This window comes from Streptomyces sp. NBC_00162 (assembly GCF_024611995.1).
Lineage (GTDB): Bacteria > Actinomycetota > Actinomycetes > Streptomycetales > Streptomycetaceae > Streptomyces.
This window is the reverse complement of the sequence record NZ_CP102509.1, coordinates 4,241,652-4,262,085: the sequence shown is the minus strand read 5'-3', so window position 1 is coordinate 4,262,085 and position 20,434 is coordinate 4,241,652. Positions and strand designations below refer to the sequence as shown.

The window sequence follows — 20,434 nt, the reverse complement described above, 5'->3', positions numbered from 1 at the left end:
CTGCACAGAGTGACAACGTCCAGTCAGCGACTCACCACGAGCGACACAGCGACCACTTGCGACACCACGAGGCTTGAACGCAGTGAACTTCACGCGCTGGAGCGCCCGGTTTCCCGGAACGCAGCGCCGCGCAGCCGCCCGGTCCGAACACGCCGCCGCCCAGGCCAAGCGGGGTGAAGGCTCGGTCCCGGCAGCCCGCGGCGGCCGCGCCGACCCCGGAACCGAGCGGTCCACGCCCGCCGCCGACGGCTGCCCGGCCGACCCCACGGTCTCCGGCACCGGCAGCGGCTCCGGCACCACCCCGGCCATCGCCCCCGCCCCGCGGACCGGTGTCCACCCCGCGACGGCCCCGCCGCCCTCCCCCGACGAGCTCTCCGTACGCGAGGTCCTCGGCCGGCTCCCCGCCCTGGTCGCCCTCGTCCACGGCCCCGAGCACCGCGTCGCCTACGTCAACGACGCCTACACAGCCGGCTTCGGCACCCGCACCCCGGGCGCCCCCGCGCACGAGGCCCTCCCCGAACTCGGCGAGCTCGGCCTCCTCCCGCTCCTCGACCAGGTCCAGCGCAGCGGCAAGCCCCGTACCGCCAAGAACCGCACCACACCGGGCGGCACCCACTCGTACACCGTCACCTGCACCCCGGTGGAGTTCCCCAAGACCGGCACCCGCGGCGATCAGGATCCCCACCACACCGGGGTCCTGATCCACCTCGCCGACGTCACCGACCACGCCGAGGCCGTCGAACGCCTCCGCGCCAGCGAGCGCCGCCAGCGCGAAGCCGCCGTCACCCTCCAGCGCTCCCTCCTCCCGCAGGAGCTCGAACAGCCCGACGACCTGCGCGTCGCCGCCACCTATCAGCCCGGCGGCACCGAGGCGGCCGTCGGCGGCGACTGGTACGACGTCATCACCCTCGGCGCCGGCCGCACCGCCCTCGTCATCGGCGACGTCATGGGCCGCGGGGTCCGCGCCGCCGCCGTCATGGGCCAGCTGCGCACCGCCGTCCGCGCGTACGCCCGCCTCGACCTGCCCCCGCACGAGGTGCTCCAGCTCCTCGACGGCCTCGCCGCCGAAATCGACGCCAGCCAGATCGCCACCTGCGTCTACGCCGTCCACGACCCCAATGAGGGCCTGCTCGCCTACGCCTCCGCCGGCCACCTTCCGATCCTGGTCCGCGACGAGGACGGCACCGTACGCAGAGCCGCCGACCCCACCGGCCCGCCGCTCGGCACCGGCGGCTGGCTCCACACCTCCGGCACCATCGCCCTGGGCCCCGGCTCCACCGCCGTCCTCTACACCGACGGCCTGGTCGAACGCCGCGGCGAGGACATCGACGAAGGCGTCGCCGCCCTCGAACGCGCCCTCTCCGGCGCGCAGGGCACCCCGGCCGTCATCTGCGACCGCCTGATGCGCGCCCTCGGAGTCGACGCCGACCACGACGACGACGTCGCCGTAATGGTCCTCCAGCAGCCCGCCCGCACCGGCGCGGACGCCGAGCTCTTCCACAACGCCGCCCTGGAACTCCTCGGCGGCATCGAGGCCGCCCCCCGCGCCCGCGCTTTCGCCCAGGGAGTCCTCACTTCCTGGCGCTTCCCCGTGGAGCTGTGCGACCTCGGAGTCCTGGCCGCGAGCGAGCTCGTCGCGAACTCCCTCCAGCACGGCACCCCGCCCATGCGCCTCCGGCTGCGCCGCACCGACCGCCGCCTGATCATCGAGGTCACCGACGGGGACGACCACCTCCCGCGCCGCCGCCGCGCCGAACCGGCCGACGAGACCGGCCGCGGCATCTCGATCGTCGCCACCATCGCCTCGTCCTGGGGCACCCGCCGCACCCCGGGCGGCGGCAAGGCCGTCTGGTGCGAGTTCGCGCTGCCGGACAAGCAGGCAGACAAGTAGCGGGACAAACAGCCGGACAAGCCGAAGGCCCCGGTCCACCGGACCGGGGCCTTCCGCCTTCTTCTGCGGGTACGGGCGCTTACGCGTGCACGGGGTCAGCGGCCTTGGCCACGACGGCCGGGCCCTCCGGACCGGCCGGAGCCGCCGGACCACCCTGCGCCACGACCCTGGACAGCGACGGGTTGTCCTGCGCCGGCGTCAGCTGCTTGCCGAGCCGCAGCGCCAGCCAGGCGATCCCGAGCGAAACGGCGATGAAGATCCCGATGTAGAGCATCGGAACCCCCGCACCGAGCGGCACACCGAGCGGCCCCAGCGCCAGCGCCATCTGCTTGACCAGCGCGAAGGCGGAGTTGTACTGGCCCACGGAGCCCTCCGGAGCCAGATCCGCCACCAGCGGCGCCAGCGTCGGCGACAGCATGGCCTCGCCGATGCCGAAGAGCGCGTACGTGGTGATGAACGCGGCGGCGGCCATCATGGCGCTGCCGTGCCCCAGCCCCGAGAACCCGGCGATGACCCACGCCACGGTCCAGATCAGCCCGACCAGCGCGATCACCCGGGACCGACGCCGCTTCTCGACGAGCCGGAGTACCACGAACTGAGCGACGACGATCGCACCGGTGTTGGCGGCCAGCGCGAAGCCGAGGGTGGAGGGGGAGATCCCGGCGGCCTCGGTACCGAAGGCGGCCAGACCCGACTCGAACTGCCCGTAGCAGGCGAAGAAGATCACGAAGCCGAGCACGAGCAGCTTGACCATGGCCTGGTGCTGGAGCAACCGCTTCCAGGCACTGCCGCCCGCCTGCGCCGGGTCCTTCGGCGTGGCGTCCTTGATGACCGGCGCGTGCGGCATCTTCACGGTGAGGATGACGCCGGCCAGCACGAGGAACATCACGGCCTCGATGCCGAACAGCAGGGTGAAGCTGCCGGGCCGGGTCTCGTCGACGATCTGCCCGCCGATGAGCCCGCCGATGCCGAGACCCAGGTTCTGCATGAAGAACTGGAGGGCGAAGGCACGCGTCCGGGTGGACGGGGTGGAGCACCACACGATCATCGTGGCGAGAGCCGGCTGCATCACGGCCTGCCCGGCGCCGAGCGCCAGGGCGGACAGCAGGATCGGCACCAGGCCGGTGGAGAGCCCCAGCGACATCGCGCCCACCGAGGCGGTGACCGCGGCGCCCATCACCACGGGTACGGGACCGCGTCGGTCGATGACCCGGCCGGTGAGGGGCAGCGCGACGAGGGCGCCCAGGGCGAACGCCACGAACGCGCTCGTGGCGGCCATGGAACCCAGACCTCGCACCTGCGCCACATAGATGTAGAGGAACGGAACCGTGAAGCCGATGCCGAACGCGGTCAGCGCGTTCCCGGCCTGGATCCGCCGCATCGCAGCGCCCATCACCCTGGTCACTTCTCACCTGCCTTTGAGAGCCGAAGACTGAAGACTTCAGAACTTCATACCTAAACTTCGATCCTTAACTCTACACATTGAAGGAGTTAGATGCCAACGGGCTCGTGCCATACTTCGATCCATGGGTGACACCCCCGACGGCACTACGCCCGTCCACGAACCGAGCCTCGATGAGCAGATCGCCGTCTACCAGCGCGAGTTCCAGGACCTCGACCCCCAGGTCGAGAAGGTGGTCTCGGCCCTCAGCCGCCTGAACCGCCGTATGAACGTCGCGTACGGACGCCAGACCGCGGCCCTGGGCATCAGCAACGCCGAGTGGGAGGTCCTCAAGGCCCTCGTCATCTCGGGAGCCCCGTACCGGATGGGCCCGAGCGAACTCGCGAAGCAGCTGGGCCTCACGCCGGCGGCGATGACCCACCGGATCGACCGCATGACGGCGGAAGGACTGGTCACGCGCGAGCGCGACGAGTCCAACCGGGTCCGCGTGATCGTGGAGCTCACCGACGAGGGCCGCAGCAAGTGGCTGGACGCGATGCGCGCGGCCACGGTCTTCGAGGAGGACCTCCTCCAGGACCTCTCCACCGCGGAGCGCGGGGTGCTCGGCGACATGCTCACCCGGCTGCTGGACCGTGTGGAAGACCTCCAGTCACCCAGCTGACCACCGGGGTTGACACAGCCTTCGCGGGTCCGTAAGGTTCTTCGAGTTGTCCCAGAGCCGGAAGGTTTCGGCGACAACACCTCCCGCCGCCTCGTTGCGGCACCCAACTCAGCAAGATCCCCCACCGGGAACGAATTCGGCATGCCCGAATTCATTTCCGAAGGCCGATTATGAATCGCCGGGGAAATCCACTAGAGTTCGGGAGTCGGAAGGGCCCAACAGCCCGGAAGACAAACCCCGCTGACTGGGGGTCAGGCCCGAAAGAGTCTGATAGAGTCGGAAACGCAAGAACACAGAACGAAAGCCCGGAGGAAAGCCCGAGAGGGTGAGTACAAAGGAAGCGTCCGTTCCTTGAGAACTCAACAGCGTGCCAAAAATCAACGCCAAAAGTTGATACCCCGTCCACTTCGGTGGATGAGGTTCCTTTGAAAAAGACCTGTGAGGCTTCCTTGTGGAGTGCTTGCAGGCAATTACACAGCGAGGACGCAGTGGTCAGTCGGTCTTATTCCGACCATGACTGGCCCGCTCTACGTGATGTGTGCACCCGATTACGGGTAAACATTCATGGAGAGTTTGATCCTGGCTCAGGACGAACGCTGGCGGCGTGCTTAACACATGCAAGTCGAACGATGAAGCCCTTCGGGGTGGATTAGTGGCGAACGGGTGAGTAACACGTGGGCAATCTGCCCTTCACTCTGGGACAAGCCCTGGAAACGGGGTCTAATACCGGATACCACTCCTGCCTGCATGGGCAGGGGTTGAAAGCTCCGGCGGTGAAGGATGAGCCCGCGGCCTATCAGCTTGTTGGTGGGGTAATGGCCCACCAAGGCGACGACGGGTAGCCGGCCTGAGAGGGCGACCGGCCACACTGGGACTGAGACACGGCCCAGACTCCTACGGGAGGCAGCAGTGGGGAATATTGCACAATGGGCGAAAGCCTGATGCAGCGACGCCGCGTGAGGGATGACGGCCTTCGGGTTGTAAACCTCTTTCAGCAGGGAAGAAGCGAAAGTGACGGTACCTGCAGAAGAAGCGCCGGCTAACTACGTGCCAGCAGCCGCGGTAATACGTAGGGCGCAAGCGTTGTCCGGAATTATTGGGCGTAAAGAGCTCGTAGGCGGCTTGTCACGTCGGATGTGAAAGCCCGAGGCTTAACCTCGGGTCTGCATTCGATACGGGCTAGCTAGAGTGTGGTAGGGGAGATCGGAATTCCTGGTGTAGCGGTGAAATGCGCAGATATCAGGAGGAACACCGGTGGCGAAGGCGGATCTCTGGGCCATTACTGACGCTGAGGAGCGAAAGCGTGGGGAGCGAACAGGATTAGATACCCTGGTAGTCCACGCCGTAAACGTTGGGAACTAGGTGTTGGCGACATTCCACGTCGTCGGTGCCGCAGCTAACGCATTAAGTTCCCCGCCTGGGGAGTACGGCCGCAAGGCTAAAACTCAAAGGAATTGACGGGGGCCCGCACAAGCGGCGGAGCATGTGGCTTAATTCGACGCAACGCGAAGAACCTTACCAAGGCTTGACATATACCGGAAAGCATTAGAGATAGTGCCCCCCTTGTGGTCGGTATACAGGTGGTGCATGGCTGTCGTCAGCTCGTGTCGTGAGATGTTGGGTTAAGTCCCGCAACGAGCGCAACCCTTGTCCTGTGTTGCCAGCATGCCCTTCGGGGTGATGGGGACTCACAGGAGACCGCCGGGGTCAACTCGGAGGAAGGTGGGGACGACGTCAAGTCATCATGCCCCTTATGTCTTGGGCTGCACACGTGCTACAATGGCCGGTACAATGAGCTGCGATACCGTGAGGTGGAGCGAATCTCAAAAAGCCGGTCTCAGTTCGGATTGGGGTCTGCAACTCGACCCCATGAAGTCGGAGTCGCTAGTAATCGCAGATCAGCATTGCTGCGGTGAATACGTTCCCGGGCCTTGTACACACCGCCCGTCACGTCACGAAAGTCGGTAACACCCGAAGCCGGTGGCCCAACCCGTAAGGGAGGGAGCTGTCGAAGGTGGGACTGGCGATTGGGACGAAGTCGTAACAAGGTAGCCGTACCGGAAGGTGCGGCTGGATCACCTCCTTTCTAAGGAGCACAGTACCGATTGCAGACAAATGTTCTGCACGGTCAGCTCATGGGTGGAACGTTGATTATTTGGCACGGTTTCTGAAACTTCCTGTGAGTACTGCTTCGGCGTGGAAAACAGTGACAGTGGACGGGATCGTGTCTGGCACGTTGTTGGGTCCTGAAGGTACGGCCGTGAGGTCATGTCTTCAGTGCCGGCCCCAGTGAACTCACTAGCTTGTCTGGTGGGGTGATGGGTGGCTGGTCGTTGTTTGAGAACTACACAGTGGACGCGAGCATCTGTGGCCAAGTTTTTAAGGGCGCACGGTGGATGCCTTGGCACCAGGAACCGATGAAGGACGTGAGAGGCCGCGATAGGCCCCGGGGAGCTGCCAACTGAGCTTTGATCCGGGGGTGTCCGAATGGGGAAACCCGGCAGTCGTCATGGGCTGTCACCCATGCCTGAACACATAGGGCATGTGGAGGGAACGCGGGGAAGTGAAACATCTCAGTACCCGCAGGAAGAGAAAACAACCGTGATTCCGGGAGTAGTGGCGAGCGAAACCGGATGAGGCCAAACCGTATGCGTGTGATACCCGGCAGGGGTTGCGCATGCGGGGTTGTGGGAATTCTTTTGATCGGTCTGCCGGCCGGTCGGCGAGTCAGAAACCGTTGATGTAGTCGAAGGACATGCGAAAGGTCCGGCGTAGAGGGTAAGACCCCCGTAGACGAAACATCAGCGGCTTGCTTAAGAATCTCCCAAGTAGCACGGGGCCCGAGAAATCCCGTGTGAATCTGGCGGGACCACCCGCTAAGCCTAAATATTCCCTGGTGACCGATAGCGGATAGTACCGTGAGGGAATGGTGAAAAGTACCGCGGGAGCGGAGTGAAATAGTACCTGAAACCGTGTGCCTACAAGCCGTGGGAGCGTCGCCGTTGTTCTTCGGAACAACGGTCGTGACTGCGTGCCTTTTGAAGAATGAGCCTGCGAGTTAGCGGTGTGTAGCGAGGTTAACCCGTGTGGGGAAGCCGTAGCGAAAGCGAGTCCGAATAGGGCGATTGAGTTGCACGCTCTAGACCCGAAGCGGAGTGATCTAGCCATGGGCAGGTTGAAGCGGAGGTAAGACTTCGTGGAGGACCGAACCCACCAGGGTTGAAAACCTGGGGGATGACCTGTGGTTAGGGGTGAAAGGCCAATCAAACTCCGTGATAGCTGGTTCTCCCCGAAATGCATTTAGGTGCAGCGTCGTGTGTTTCTTGCCGGAGGTAGAGCACTGGATAGGCGATGGGCCCTACCGGGTTACTGACCTTAGCCAAACTCCGAATGCCGGTAAGTGAGAGCACGGCAGTGAGACTGTGGGGGATAAGCTCCATGGTCGAGAGGGAAACAGCCCAGAGCATCGACTAAGGCCCCTAAGCGTACGCTAAGTGGGAAAGGATGTGGAGTCGCAGAGACAACCAGGAGGTTGGCTTAGAAGCAGCCACCCTTGAAAGAGTGCGTAATAGCTCACTGGTCAAGTGATTCCGCGCCGACAATGTAGCGGGGCTCAAGCGTACCGCCGAAGTCGTGTCATTGCAGCAATAGGGCCAACGCCCGCTGTGATGGGTAGGGGAGCGTCGTGTGCCGGGTGAAGCAGCAGCGGAAGCTAGTTGTGGACGGTTCACGAGTGAGAATGCAGGCATGAGTAGCGATACACACGTGAGAAACGTGTGCGCCGATTGACTAAGGGTTCCTGGGTCAAGCTGATCTGCCCAGGGTAAGTCGGGACCTAAGGCGAGGCCGACAGGCGTAGTCGATGGACAACCGGTTGATATTCCGGTACCCGCTTTGAAACGCCCAATATCGAATCAGGCGATGCTAAGTCCGTGAAGCCGTTCCGGACCCTTCGGGGAAAGGAAAGTGGTGGAGCCGACGAACCAGACTTGTAGTAGGTAAGCGATGGGGTGACGCAGGAAGGTAGTCCAGCCCGGGCGGTGGTAGTCCCGGGGTAAGGGTGTAGGCCGAGGGGTAGGCAAATCCGTCCCTCATTAAGGCTGAGACCTGATGCCGAGCCGATTGTGGTGAAGTGGATGATCCTATGCTGTCGAGAAAAGCCTCTAGCGAGTTTCATGGCGGCCCGTACCCTAAACCGACTCAGGTGGTCAGGTAGAGAATACCGAGGCGTTCGGGTGAACTATGGTTAAGGAACTCGGCAAAATGCCCCCGTAACTTCGGGAGAAGGGGGGCCATCACTGGTGATCGGATTTACTCCGTGAGCTGGGGGTGGCCGCAGAGACCAGCGAGAAGCGACTGTTTACTAAAAACACAGGTCCGTGCGAAGCCGTAAGGCGATGTATACGGACTGACGCCTGCCCGGTGCTGGAACGTTAAGGGGACCGGTTAGTGCGCTTTCGGGCGTGCGAAGCTGAGAACTTAAGCGCCAGTAAACGGCGGTGGTAACTATAACCATCCTAAGGTAGCGAAATTCCTTGTCGGGTAAGTTCCGACCTGCACGAATGGCGTAACGACTTCTCGACTGTCTCAACCATAGGCCCGGTGAAATTGCACTACGAGTAAAGATGCTCGTTTCGCGCAGCAGGACGGAAAGACCCCGGGACCTTTACTATAGTTTGATATTGGTGTTCGGTTCGGCTTGTGTAGGATAGGTGGGAGACTTTGAAACCCCAACGCCAGTTGGGGTGGAGTCGCCGTTGAAATACCACTCTGGTCGTGCTGGATGTCTAACCTCGGTCCGTGATCCGGATCAGGGACAGTGTCTGATGGGTAGTTTAACTGGGGCGGTTGCCTCCCAAAGGGTAACGGAGGCGCCCAAAGGTTCCCTCAGCCTGGTTGGCAATCAGGTGTTGAGTGTAAGTGCACAAGGGAGCTTGACTGTGAGACCGACGGGTCGAGCAGGGACGAAAGTCGGGACTAGTGATCCGGCGGTGGCTTGTGGAAGCGCCGTCGCTCAACGGATAAAAGGTACCCCGGGGATAACAGGCTGATCTTCCCCAAGAGTCCATATCGACGGGATGGTTTGGCACCTCGATGTCGGCTCGTCGCATCCTGGGGCTGGAGTCGGTCCCAAGGGTTGGGCTGTTCGCCCATTAAAGCGGTACGCGAGCTGGGTTTAGAACGTCGTGAGACAGTTCGGTCCCTATCCGCTGTGCGCGTAGGAATATTGAGAAGGGCTGTCCCTAGTACGAGAGGACCGGGACGGACGAACCTCTGGTGTGCCAGTTGTCCTGCCAAGGGCATGGCTGGTTGGCTACGTTCGGGAGGGATAACCGCTGAAAGCATCTAAGCGGGAAGCCTGCTTCAAGATGAGTATTCCCACCTCCTTGAGAGGGTAAGGCTCCCAGTAGACGACTGGGTTGATAGGCCAGATGTGGAAGCCCGGTAACGGGTGAAGCTGACTGGTACTAATAGGCCGAGGGCTTGTCCTCAGTTGCTCGCGTCCACTGTGTTAGTTCTGAAATAACGAACAGCTGTGTCCATGCCAGCGTTCAAATTTCATAGTGTTTCGGTGGTCATAGCGTTAGGGAAACGCCCGGTTACATTCCGAACCCGGAAGCTAAGCCTTTCAGCGCCGATGGTACTGCAGGGGGGACCCTGTGGGAGAGTAGGACGCCGCCGAACAATCATTGCGGGAAGCCCCGCACCAAACCCTTACGGGTTCGGTGCGGGGCTTTTCTGCGTTCACCACCAGAACGGCGGGTTCGGCTGGGTATCCTGGCCGCGTTCCCCTGGAGGACGTGATGACAGCACAGCAGTTGGAAGACGGCGGGCCGCTCATTCCTCAGCCGGCCATGACGCGGGAAGCCCTGCGGGACGCCGTGCGTCGGATCGACATGGCCAACCTGGCCGTCCTCGACAAGGAATGCAACGAGGCGTTCGACCGCGCCGCCGAGACCGGCGCCATCAACCCGCTGCGGTTCTTCCTGATCAAGTGGGCCACCCACGTGGCGATCCACCGCTGGCCGGCCCGCGTGGCCGCGCTGCACGAGGCGGAACGTGTCGCGGGAGATCCGGCGGCCACGGAAGAGGAGTTCCGGGCCGCGATGGAGACCAGCAGCCGCATCCTGGCCGAGGCCCAGCGCGAGATCGGCCAGTGACTCCGCGGGGCGAAGGCGTGGAGAACGACACCGGCTGGGCATGGGAGTGCGACCCCAGCCGGCTGTGGGTACTCGGCGACATGCCGGCGGAACAGCAGAACCTCGTCGGCGCCGTCATGGACGGCCTGGTCGACCTGGCGGCGATGTCGATCGACCCCAAGGACGGCAGCCTCTACGAGGACCCCAATCCCATGAGGCTGCGTACATACGAGGACGAGCACCTGATGGTCTGGTACCAGACCATCCCGCACCGCAGCCGCGTGTACCTGAAGCGGGTCAACCTCTGACCGAGGCTTGCCAGTTCTTGAGATGCGCGATGCCGTGCCGGCCCCGCTCGCAGGCTGGGCTGGACTGCAGAACGGAGCCTGCGGCGCTGTCCATGACGACCACGGCTCTGACGGCGTTCTGCGTTCTGCTTGTCCTTGCCGGAGATGAACCTCCCCCGGTCCTTGCGGCCGGCGCGGGGCCTGCGGACCCGGATCTCGGTGCCGTCGGTGATCCAGGTCTGCCGATGGCTCCAAGGTGGTCGATGACCTCGGCGAGAGTACGGAGCCGGATGCCGGGTGCGATGTTCCCCGCCCCGGAACGCGCTCTCGTTCTCACCGGCACCGGCCCACTTGTCCTCCTCGACGGCTACCAGAGCCCGGCCGCGATCCGTCGCATGGGCACCGCTCGGCTGACCCGCTGGCTCCGTGCCCGAGGCGTCCGCAGCTCAGAGGAGCGCGCGACGACGGCAGTCGAAGCCGACTTCCTCGCAGAGGTCGGCAGCGACCTCACCTTCTTCAGGACCGCGGACCGGCCGACCGCCTTCGCCGGGCTCGCGCCGGTGCCGCACGACTCGGGGAAGAAGAGCGGGTACACCGAACCGCCGGTCACGGCGTCGCCCGCATCGTGGCCCCGCTCTTCGACATCTCTTCGGCCACCGTCTGCCGGGAGTGCCTCACCGGTCCAGGGCCCCTTCTCGGGTGCCGGCGGCGTACTGGTGGCTCCCCGCATGCTCGTCGAGGCGACACACACGATGGACCACTCGACCTTGCCGACCGGTGGCCCGGCCCGGTTTTGACACCTCCTGGGCAGGGTTGTAGGGTTGAGCAGTTGCCTGGAGCTGGACACGCTCGGCAGCACCACCCCGCAAGGAATGCAATTCGGCGCGGGGACTCGACTCTTCATTCGGGAATCGAAGCCGGTAAATCCGGTGGAAATCTTCTGATAGAGTCGGAATCGCCGGAAAGGGAAAGCGCGAAAGCGCAGGACCTGGAAAGCACCGAGGAAATCGGGCCCGAAAGAGTCTGATAGAGTCGGAAACGCAAGAACACAGAACGAAAGCCCGGAGGAAAGCCCGAGAGGGTGAGTACAAAGGAAGCGTCCGTTCCTTGAGAACTCAACAGCGTGCCAAAAATCAACGCCAAAAGTTGATACCCCGTCCACTTCGGTGGATGAGGTTCCTTTGAAAAAGACCTGTGAGGCTTCCTTGTGGAGTGCTTGCAGGCAATTACACAGCGAGGACGCAGTGGTCAGTCGGTCTTATTCCGACCATGACTGGCCCGCTCTACGTGATGTGTGCACCCGATTACGGGTAAACATTCATGGAGAGTTTGATCCTGGCTCAGGACGAACGCTGGCGGCGTGCTTAACACATGCAAGTCGAACGATGAAGCCCTTCGGGGTGGATTAGTGGCGAACGGGTGAGTAACACGTGGGCAATCTGCCCTTCACTCTGGGACAAGCCCTGGAAACGGGGTCTAATACCGGATACCACTCCTGCCTGCATGGGCAGGGGTTGAAAGCTCCGGCGGTGAAGGATGAGCCCGCGGCCTATCAGCTTGTTGGTGGGGTAATGGCCCACCAAGGCGACGACGGGTAGCCGGCCTGAGAGGGCGACCGGCCACACTGGGACTGAGACACGGCCCAGACTCCTACGGGAGGCAGCAGTGGGGAATATTGCACAATGGGCGAAAGCCTGATGCAGCGACGCCGCGTGAGGGATGACGGCCTTCGGGTTGTAAACCTCTTTCAGCAGGGAAGAAGCGAAAGTGACGGTACCTGCAGAAGAAGCGCCGGCTAACTACGTGCCAGCAGCCGCGGTAATACGTAGGGCGCAAGCGTTGTCCGGAATTATTGGGCGTAAAGAGCTCGTAGGCGGCTTGTCACGTCGGATGTGAAAGCCCGAGGCTTAACCTCGGGTCTGCATTCGATACGGGCTAGCTAGAGTGTGGTAGGGGAGATCGGAATTCCTGGTGTAGCGGTGAAATGCGCAGATATCAGGAGGAACACCGGTGGCGAAGGCGGATCTCTGGGCCATTACTGACGCTGAGGAGCGAAAGCGTGGGGAGCGAACAGGATTAGATACCCTGGTAGTCCACGCCGTAAACGTTGGGAACTAGGTGTTGGCGACATTCCACGTCGTCGGTGCCGCAGCTAACGCATTAAGTTCCCCGCCTGGGGAGTACGGCCGCAAGGCTAAAACTCAAAGGAATTGACGGGGGCCCGCACAAGCGGCGGAGCATGTGGCTTAATTCGACGCAACGCGAAGAACCTTACCAAGGCTTGACATATACCGGAAAGCATTAGAGATAGTGCCCCCCTTGTGGTCGGTATACAGGTGGTGCATGGCTGTCGTCAGCTCGTGTCGTGAGATGTTGGGTTAAGTCCCGCAACGAGCGCAACCCTTGTCCTGTGTTGCCAGCATGCCCTTCGGGGTGATGGGGACTCACAGGAGACCGCCGGGGTCAACTCGGAGGAAGGTGGGGACGACGTCAAGTCATCATGCCCCTTATGTCTTGGGCTGCACACGTGCTACAATGGCCGGTACAATGAGCTGCGATACCGTGAGGTGGAGCGAATCTCAAAAAGCCGGTCTCAGTTCGGATTGGGGTCTGCAACTCGACCCCATGAAGTCGGAGTCGCTAGTAATCGCAGATCAGCATTGCTGCGGTGAATACGTTCCCGGGCCTTGTACACACCGCCCGTCACGTCACGAAAGTCGGTAACACCCGAAGCCGGTGGCCCAACCCGTAAGGGAGGGAGCTGTCGAAGGTGGGACTGGCGATTGGGACGAAGTCGTAACAAGGTAGCCGTACCGGAAGGTGCGGCTGGATCACCTCCTTTCTAAGGAGCACAGTACCGATTGCAGACAAATGTTCTGCACGGTCAGCTCATGGGTGGAACGTTGATTATTTGGCACGGTTTCTGAAACTTCCTGTGAGTACTGCTTCGGCGTGGAAAACAGTGACAGTGGACGGGATCGTGTCTGGCACGTTGTTGGGTCCTGAAGGTACGGCCGTGAGGTCATGTCTTCAGTGCCGGCCCCAGTGAACTCACTAGCTTGTCTGGTGGGGTGATGGGTGGCTGGTCGTTGTTTGAGAACTACACAGTGGACGCGAGCATCTGTGGCCAAGTTTTTAAGGGCGCACGGTGGATGCCTTGGCACCAGGAACCGATGAAGGACGTGAGAGGCCGCGATAGGCCCCGGGGAGCTGCCAACTGAGCTTTGATCCGGGGGTGTCCGAATGGGGAAACCCGGCAGTCGTCATGGGCTGTCACCCATGCCTGAACACATAGGGCATGTGGAGGGAACGCGGGGAAGTGAAACATCTCAGTACCCGCAGGAAGAGAAAACAACCGTGATTCCGGGAGTAGTGGCGAGCGAAACCGGATGAGGCCAAACCGTATGCGTGTGATACCCGGCAGGGGTTGCGCATGCGGGGTTGTGGGAATTCTTTTGATCGGTCTGCCGGCCGGTCGGCGAGTCAGAAACCGTTGATGTAGTCGAAGGACATGCGAAAGGTCCGGCGTAGAGGGTAAGACCCCCGTAGACGAAACATCAGCGGCTTGCTTAAGAATCTCCCAAGTAGCACGGGGCCCGAGAAATCCCGTGTGAATCTGGCGGGACCACCCGCTAAGCCTAAATATTCCCTGGTGACCGATAGCGGATAGTACCGTGAGGGAATGGTGAAAAGTACCGCGGGAGCGGAGTGAAATAGTACCTGAAACCGTGTGCCTACAAGCCGTGGGAGCGTCGCCGTTGTTCTTCGGAACAACGGTCGTGACTGCGTGCCTTTTGAAGAATGAGCCTGCGAGTTAGCGGTGTGTAGCGAGGTTAACCCGTGTGGGGAAGCCGTAGCGAAAGCGAGTCCGAATAGGGCGATTGAGTTGCACGCTCTAGACCCGAAGCGGAGTGATCTAGCCATGGGCAGGTTGAAGCGGAGGTAAGACTTCGTGGAGGACCGAACCCACCAGGGTTGAAAACCTGGGGGATGACCTGTGGTTAGGGGTGAAAGGCCAATCAAACTCCGTGATAGCTGGTTCTCCCCGAAATGCATTTAGGTGCAGCGTCGTGTGTTTCTTGCCGGAGGTAGAGCACTGGATAGGCGATGGGCCCTACCGGGTTACTGACCTTAGCCAAACTCCGAATGCCGGTAAGTGAGAGCACGGCAGTGAGACTGTGGGGGATAAGCTCCATGGTCGAGAGGGAAACAGCCCAGAGCATCGACTAAGGCCCCTAAGCGTACGCTAAGTGGGAAAGGATGTGGAGTCGCAGAGACAACCAGGAGGTTGGCTTAGAAGCAGCCACCCTTGAAAGAGTGCGTAATAGCTCACTGGTCAAGTGATTCCGCGCCGACAATGTAGCGGGGCTCAAGCGTACCGCCGAAGTCGTGTCATTGCAGCAATAGGGCCAACGCCCGCTGTGATGGGTAGGGGAGCGTCGTGTGCCGGGTGAAGCAGCAGCGGAAGCTAGTTGTGGACGGTTCACGAGTGAGAATGCAGGCATGAGTAGCGATACACACGTGAGAAACGTGTGCGCCGATTGACTAAGGGTTCCTGGGTCAAGCTGATCTGCCCAGGGTAAGTCGGGACCTAAGGCGAGGCCGACAGGCGTAGTCGATGGACAACCGGTTGATATTCCGGTACCCGCTTTGAAACGCCCAATATCGAATCAGGCGATGCTAAGTCCGTGAAGCCGTTCCGGACCCTTCGGGGAAAGGAAAGTGGTGGAGCCGACGAACCAGACTTGTAGTAGGTAAGCGATGGGGTGACGCAGGAAGGTAGTCCAGCCCGGGCGGTGGTAGTCCCGGGGTAAGGGTGTAGGCCGAGGGGTAGGCAAATCCGTCCCTCATTAAGGCTGAGACCTGATGCCGAGCCGATTGTGGTGAAGTGGATGATCCTATGCTGTCGAGAAAAGCCTCTAGCGAGTTTCATGGCGGCCCGTACCCTAAACCGACTCAGGTGGTCAGGTAGAGAATACCGAGGCGTTCGGGTGAACTATGGTTAAGGAACTCGGCAAAATGCCCCCGTAACTTCGGGAGAAGGGGGGCCATCACTGGTGAGGGAACTTGCTTCCTGAGCTGGGGGTGGCCGCAGAGACCAGCGAGAAGCGACTGTTTACTAAAAACACAGGTCCGTGCGAAGCCGTAAGGCGATGTATACGGACTGACGCCTGCCCGGTGCTGGAACGTTAAGGGGACCGGTTAGTGCGCTTTCGGGCGTGCGAAGCTGAGAACTTAAGCGCCAGTAAACGGCGGTGGTAACTATAACCATCCTAAGGTAGCGAAATTCCTTGTCGGGTAAGTTCCGACCTGCACGAATGGCGTAACGACTTCTCGACTGTCTCAACCATAGGCCCGGTGAAATTGCACTACGAGTAAAGATGCTCGTTTCGCGCAGCAGGACGGAAAGACCCCGGGACCTTTACTATAGTTTGATATTGGTGTTCGGTTCGGCTTGTGTAGGATAGGTGGGAGACTTTGAAACCCCAACGTCAGTTGGGGTGGAGTCGCCGTTGAAATACCACTCTGGTCGTGCTGGATGTCTAACCTCGGTCCGTGATCCGGATCAGGGACAGTGTCTGATGGGTAGTTTAACTGGGGCGGTTGCCTCCCAAAGGGTAACGGAGGCGCCCAAAGGTTCCCTCAGCCTGGTTGGCAATCAGGTGTTGAGTGTAAGTGCACAAGGGAGCTTGACTGTGAGACCGACGGGTCGAGCAGGGACGAAAGTCGGGACTAGTGATCCGGCGGTGGCTTGTGGAAGCGCCGTCGCTCAACGGATAAAAGGTACCCCGGGGATAACAGGCTGATCTTCCCCAAGAGTCCATATCGACGGGATGGTTTGGCACCTCGATGTCGGCTCGTCGCATCCTGGGGCTGGAGTCGGTCCCAAGGGTTGGGCTGTTCGCCCATTAAAGCGGTACGCGAGCTGGGTTTAGAACGTCGTGAGACAGTTCGGTCCCTATCCGCTGTGCGCGTAGGAATATTGAGAAGGGCTGTCCCTAGTACGAGAGGACCGGGACGGACGAACCTCTGGTGTGCCAGTTGTCCTGCCAAGGGCATGGCTGGTTGGCTACGTTCGGGAGGGATAACCGCTGAAAGCATCTAAGCGGGAAGCCTGCTTCAAGATGAGTATTCCCACCTCCTTGAGAGGGTAAGGCTCCCAGTAGACGACTGGGTTGATAGGCCAGATGTGGAAGCCCGGTAACGGGTGAAGCTGACTGGTACTAATAGGCCGAGGGCTTGTCCTCAGTTGCTCGCGTCCACTGTGTTAGTTCTGAAATAACGAACAGCTGTGTCCATGCCAGCGTTCAAATTTCATAGTGTTTCGGTGGTCATAGCGTTAGGGAAACGCCCGGTTACATTCCGAACCCGGAAGCTAAGCCTTTCAGCGCCGATGGTACTGCAGGGGGGACCCTGTGGGAGAGTAGGACGCCGCCGAACAATCATTGCGGGAAGCCCCGCACCAAACCCTTACGGGTTCGGTGCGGGGCTTTTCTGCGTTCACCACCAGAATCCATCGGGGGTTCCGTCGGGGGTTAGGATCTCTGACCATGAATCAGTACGTGATACGTCCGGTGCGTGGTGACGAGTGGGAGAAGGTCAAGGAGCTGCGGATTGCCGCGCTCAATGACCCGGCGGCTCCCGTGGCGTTCCTGGAGACCGTGGAGCAGGCCGAGAGCAGGCCCGACGAATTCTGGCAGGCACGTGCCGAGGGGGCTTCGCACGGGCGGGCGGCGCGGCAGTTCGTCGCCGAGAGGCCCGGGGGTGAGTGGGCCGGGTCGGTGACGGTGCTGGTCGAGGAGAGCGGAACCACCGATATTTTCGACCGGGTCATCGAGCAGGCTCAGGGGCATCTGGTCGGTGTGTTCGTACGGCCCGGGCAGCGGGGGAGCGGGCTGACCGAAGGGCTCTTCGAGGCCGCGCTGGAGTGGGCCTGGTCGTTGGAGGAGCCGGGGCTGGAGCGCGTACGGCTCTTCGTGCACGAGGACAACGCGCGGGCCGAGGCGTTCTATCGGCGGTTCGGGTTCGAGGCGACGGGCACGGTCGTGCTCGTGTCGGCCGAACCGTCCGCCAAGGAGCTGGAGTACGCGTTCCCGAGGCCGGCGACCGCCTAGGCCCGGACAGGGCTAGGCCAGGTCGGCGTCGGGCCAGCGGGAGCGGGCCTGTTCGCGGCTGCGGCACAGGGCGAGGAGGGGGAGCGTCTCGTCGGTCAGGAGCTCCGGGAGCTGGGGGATCGGGGCCACCGCCGCCACGTCGTCCAGGATGAGGGAAAGTGGTGGGTCGAGCCGACCGTGGGATGACCGTGCGGCCATGCGGCGGCCGTGCTCGACCACGTCAGAGGCGAGTGCCGTCAGCAAGGGCATCGCACCCGGGTGGGTGCGGGGATCTTCCAGGGGTTCACCCACCACGTAGAGGCTGCCCCCTTCGTTCAGGAACGAAGCCAGTGTGAGCGAATCCGTTCGGTTCGGATTGCAGGCCTCGCGGATGTGGATCGAGGTCAGGCAGGAGAGGGCCCGGGCCGTCAGGTTCTGGGCCAGTTCCCGGCGTTCGGGGTGGGCGGTGAGGGCGCTCTCCAGCTCGCCGGCGGCGCCGGGGGCCGCCTGGGGGTGCGTGCGCAGGATGCGGACCGGGTCCTGGGCGCTGTTGCCCTGGGTCCAGCGGTGGAGCTGCTTGAAGGGGCGGTCCTCGAGGGCGGCCGCCTGGAGCCAGCTGCGCAGGAGCGTTTCCGCGGTGTCGGCGACCGCGGCGTCCAGGCGGGCCTGGGGGCGTACGGGGGCCAGCAGGGCGATCGCGCGGGCGGCGGCGGTGTCGCGGTCGGCGCAGCCCTCGGCGGGGTTCCAGTGCATGCGGGCCGGGGTGTCGCACAGGTGCGAGGGGTCGTAGAGGAGGACCGGGCCGAGTTTGGCGCGGGCGTCCTTGGTCTCGGCCCAGAGGGTGGGGGAGGAGGTCACGATCAGCGTCGCGCCCTCGGCCGCGGCGATGCTCTGCGCTGCGAGCCGGTGGCGTTCGGCGGGGCCCTCGTAGGCGATGCGGTGCGGCGGTCTGGTGAGGGCCGAGGGCGCCGGGGCGTAGCCGAAGCCGGGGCGGTAGGCCTCGTCCGCCGGTGGCCCGGCCATCACGGCCGGGGACGCGGAGAGCTGGGCGGTGGCCGGTTCGGGTGCCGTCGCAGGAGCGGGGACGTGGGGCCGGGGCTCCTGTGCCGGTGCCGGGCGCGGGGCCTCGTACGGTACGGGGTTCTGCGCGGCGGTCTGTCTGGCCAGGGCGCGCCGCGATTTGGTGCGGGCGATCACGCCGATGGCGAAGACGGTGAGGACGAACAGCACCAGGAGCTGGCTGAGGAACAGGCCCCAGAACAGGCCCCAGCCGGAGAGGGCCGCGGGGTCGGTGTCGGGCCAGGCGCCCGGGACGTCGTGCGGTTGCGCTATCAGGGCGCGGACGGCCTCCGGGGTGCGGGTGAAGGTGACGGTCTGCGGCCAGGCGCCCTTGGCGAAGAGGGCGGCGAGGCCGGTGGCCGACCAGACCAGGACGGCGAGGCCGAGGAGGAAGGCCAGCAGGCCGATCAGCAGGCCGTCCGGGATGCCCCCGGCGCGGGCAGGGGGCTCCGTACGTCGGGCGTCGGGCATGGTCAGGCCACCGTGGTCGCGGAACCGGGGCCGCTGCTGTTGCGGCGGCGTTCGATGGACAGGGCGCGTTCCTCCGCCTCCAGTTCGGCGGCGAGGAGTTCGTCCGGGAGCTGGGAGGGCACCGAGGATTCGGTCATGGCGCGGTCGGTGTAGACGAGGGGGCGTTCGGCCTCGGTGATCAGGTGTTTGACCACCTGGACGTTGCCGTTGACGTCCCAGACCGCGATGCCGGGGGTGAGCGTCGGGATGATCTCGACCGCCCAGCGGGGGAGGCCCAGTACGAGGCCGGTGGCGCGTGCTTCGTCCGCCTTCTGTGCGTAGATGGTGCGGGTGGAGGCCATTTTGAGGATGGCCGCGGCTTCGCGCGCGGCCGCGCCGTCGACGACGTCGGAGAGGTGGTGGACGACGGCGACGAAGGACAGGCCGAGGCGGCGGCCGAACTTCAGGAGGCGCTGGAACAGCTGGGCGACGAAGGGACTGTTGATGATGTGCCAGGCCTCTTCGACCAGGAAGATGCGCTTCTTGCGGTCGGGACGGATCCAGGTGTGTTCCAGCCAGACGCCGACGATCGCCATGAGGATCGGCATCGCGATGGAGTTGCGGTCGATGTGGGAGAGGTCGAAGACGATCAGCGGGGCGTCGAGGTCGATGCCGACGGTGGTGGGGCCGTCGAACATGCCGCGGAGGTCGCCGTCGACGAGGCGGTCGAGGACCAGGGCCACGTCGAGGCCCCAGGCGCGGACATCGTCTATGTCGACGTTCATCGCGAGGGCGGATTCGGCCTCGGGGTGGCGCAGTTGTTCCACGATGTCGGTCAGGACGGGCTGGCGGTCCTGGATGGCTTCGACGACGTAGGCGTGCGCGACCTTGAGGGCGAAGCCGGCGCGCTCGTCGAGGCCGTGGCCCATGGCGACTTCGATGATGGTCCGGAGCAGCGCGAGCTGTCCGGTCGTCGTGATCGCCGGGTCCAGGGGGTTGAGGCGGATCCCGTCGTCGTTGGCGGCGATGGGATCCAGGCGGATGGGGGTTATCCCCAGCTGCTGGGCGATGAGGTTCCATTCGCCGACGCCGTCTTCGCCCTGGGCGTCGAGGACGACGACCTGGCGGTCCTTGAAGCGGAGCTGGCGCAGTACGTACGTCTTCTCCAGGGCGGACTTGCCGTTGCCGGATTCGCCGAGGACCAGCCAGTGGGGTGCCGGGAGCTGCTGTCCGTAGAGCTGGAAGGGGTCGTAGATGTAGCCCTTGCCGCTGTAGACCTCGCGGCCGATGATGACGCCGGAGTCGCCGAGTCCGGGGGCGGCGGTGGGCAGGTATACGGCCTGCGCCTGCCCGGTGGAGGTGCGTACGGGCAGGCGCGTGGTTTCGACTTTGCCGAAGAGGAAGCTGGTGAAGGCGTCCGTCAGCGCGGACATGGGATCTCGCATGGGCG

The 20,434-nt window shown here is 63.1% G+C and carries 9 protein-coding genes and 6 rRNA genes; 12 read left to right on the top strand and 3 right to left on the bottom strand.

Translation table 11 applies throughout. The features are described from left to right. Positions 1–82 precede the first annotated feature (82 nt). Positions 83–1,891 carry an ATP-binding SpoIIE family protein phosphatase gene (locus JIW86_RS19850; protein WP_257559367.1) on the top strand — a complete coding sequence of 603 codons (1,809 nt, stop codon included), beginning with the start codon at positions 83–85 and terminating at the stop codon, positions 1,889–1,891. Between the two features lie 79 nt (positions 1,892–1,970). Here the strand turns inward: JIW86_RS19850 and JIW86_RS19845 are convergent, their stop codons facing one another. After that, complete coding sequence (locus JIW86_RS19845) at positions 1,971–3,284, bottom strand: MFS transporter (protein ID WP_215146368.1); 1,314 nt, start codon at positions 3,282–3,284, stop codon at positions 1,971–1,973. 133 nt (positions 3,285–3,417) lie between these two features. Between JIW86_RS19845 and JIW86_RS19840 the strand changes: the two genes are divergently transcribed. From JIW86_RS19840 to JIW86_RS19790, 11 genes are all read left to right on the top strand, one after another. Further along, positions 3,418–3,954 carry a MarR family winged helix-turn-helix transcriptional regulator gene (locus JIW86_RS19840; protein ID WP_069921218.1) on the top strand — a complete coding sequence of 179 codons (537 nt, stop codon included), beginning with the start codon at positions 3,418–3,420 and terminating at the stop codon, positions 3,952–3,954. A gap of 561 nt (positions 3,955–4,515) precedes the next feature. After that, positions 4,516–6,040, top strand: a 16S ribosomal RNA gene (locus JIW86_RS19835). 283 nt (positions 6,041–6,323) lie between these two features. After that, a 23S ribosomal RNA gene (locus tag JIW86_RS19830) occupies positions 6,324–9,446 on the top strand. Positions 9,447–9,522: 76 nt separating this feature from the next. Continuing rightward, a 5S ribosomal RNA gene (gene rrf / locus JIW86_RS19825) occupies positions 9,523–9,639 on the top strand. Together the 16S, 23S and 5S rRNA genes form the textbook arrangement of a ribosomal RNA operon. A 119-nt stretch (positions 9,640–9,758) precedes the next feature. Continuing rightward, positions 9,759–10,115 (top strand): hypothetical protein, encoded by a 357-nt coding sequence (locus tag JIW86_RS19820; protein WP_257555200.1) that lies wholly within the window; start codon positions 9,759–9,761, stop codon positions 10,113–10,115. A 17-nt stretch (positions 10,116–10,132) separates the two neighbouring features. Then, a complete protein-coding gene (locus JIW86_RS19815; RefSeq protein WP_257555198.1) occupies positions 10,133–10,402 on the top strand; it encodes a hypothetical protein in 270 nt (89 codons plus the stop codon). Positions 10,403–10,644: 242 nt separating this feature from the next. Next, positions 10,645–11,178, top strand: coding sequence for an IS110 family transposase (locus tag JIW86_RS19810; RefSeq protein ID WP_257555197.1), 534 nt, complete (start codon positions 10,645–10,647; stop codon positions 11,176–11,178). A 520-nt stretch (positions 11,179–11,698) separates the two neighbouring features. Further along, positions 11,699–13,223, top strand: a 16S ribosomal RNA gene (locus tag JIW86_RS19805). Positions 13,224–13,506: 283 nt separating this feature from the next. Further along, positions 13,507–16,629 (top strand): 23S ribosomal RNA (locus JIW86_RS19800). Positions 16,630–16,705: 76 nt separating this feature from the next. After that, positions 16,706–16,822 (top strand): 5S ribosomal RNA (gene rrf / locus JIW86_RS19795). Positions 16,823–16,932: 110 nt separating this feature from the next. Beyond that, entirely contained in the window at positions 16,933–17,496 is a 564-nt protein-coding gene (locus JIW86_RS19790; RefSeq protein ID WP_257555196.1) for a GNAT family N-acetyltransferase, read from the top strand. Between the two features lie 12 nt (positions 17,497–17,508). Here JIW86_RS19790 and JIW86_RS19785 read toward each other — a convergent pair whose 3' ends face one another. Together JIW86_RS19785 and JIW86_RS19780 are read right to left on the bottom strand one after the other, a co-directional pair. Further along, on the bottom strand, positions 17,509–19,005 hold the full coding sequence (locus JIW86_RS19785; RefSeq protein ID WP_257555194.1) for a type IV secretory system conjugative DNA transfer family protein: 1,497 nt from the start codon (positions 19,003–19,005) through the stop codon (positions 17,509–17,511). 2 nt (positions 19,006–19,007) lie between these two features. Then, complete coding sequence (locus tag JIW86_RS19780; RefSeq protein WP_257555193.1) at positions 19,008–20,429, bottom strand: ATP-binding protein; 1,422 nt, start codon at positions 20,427–20,429, stop codon at positions 19,008–19,010. Positions 20,430–20,434: the final 5 nt, after the last annotated feature.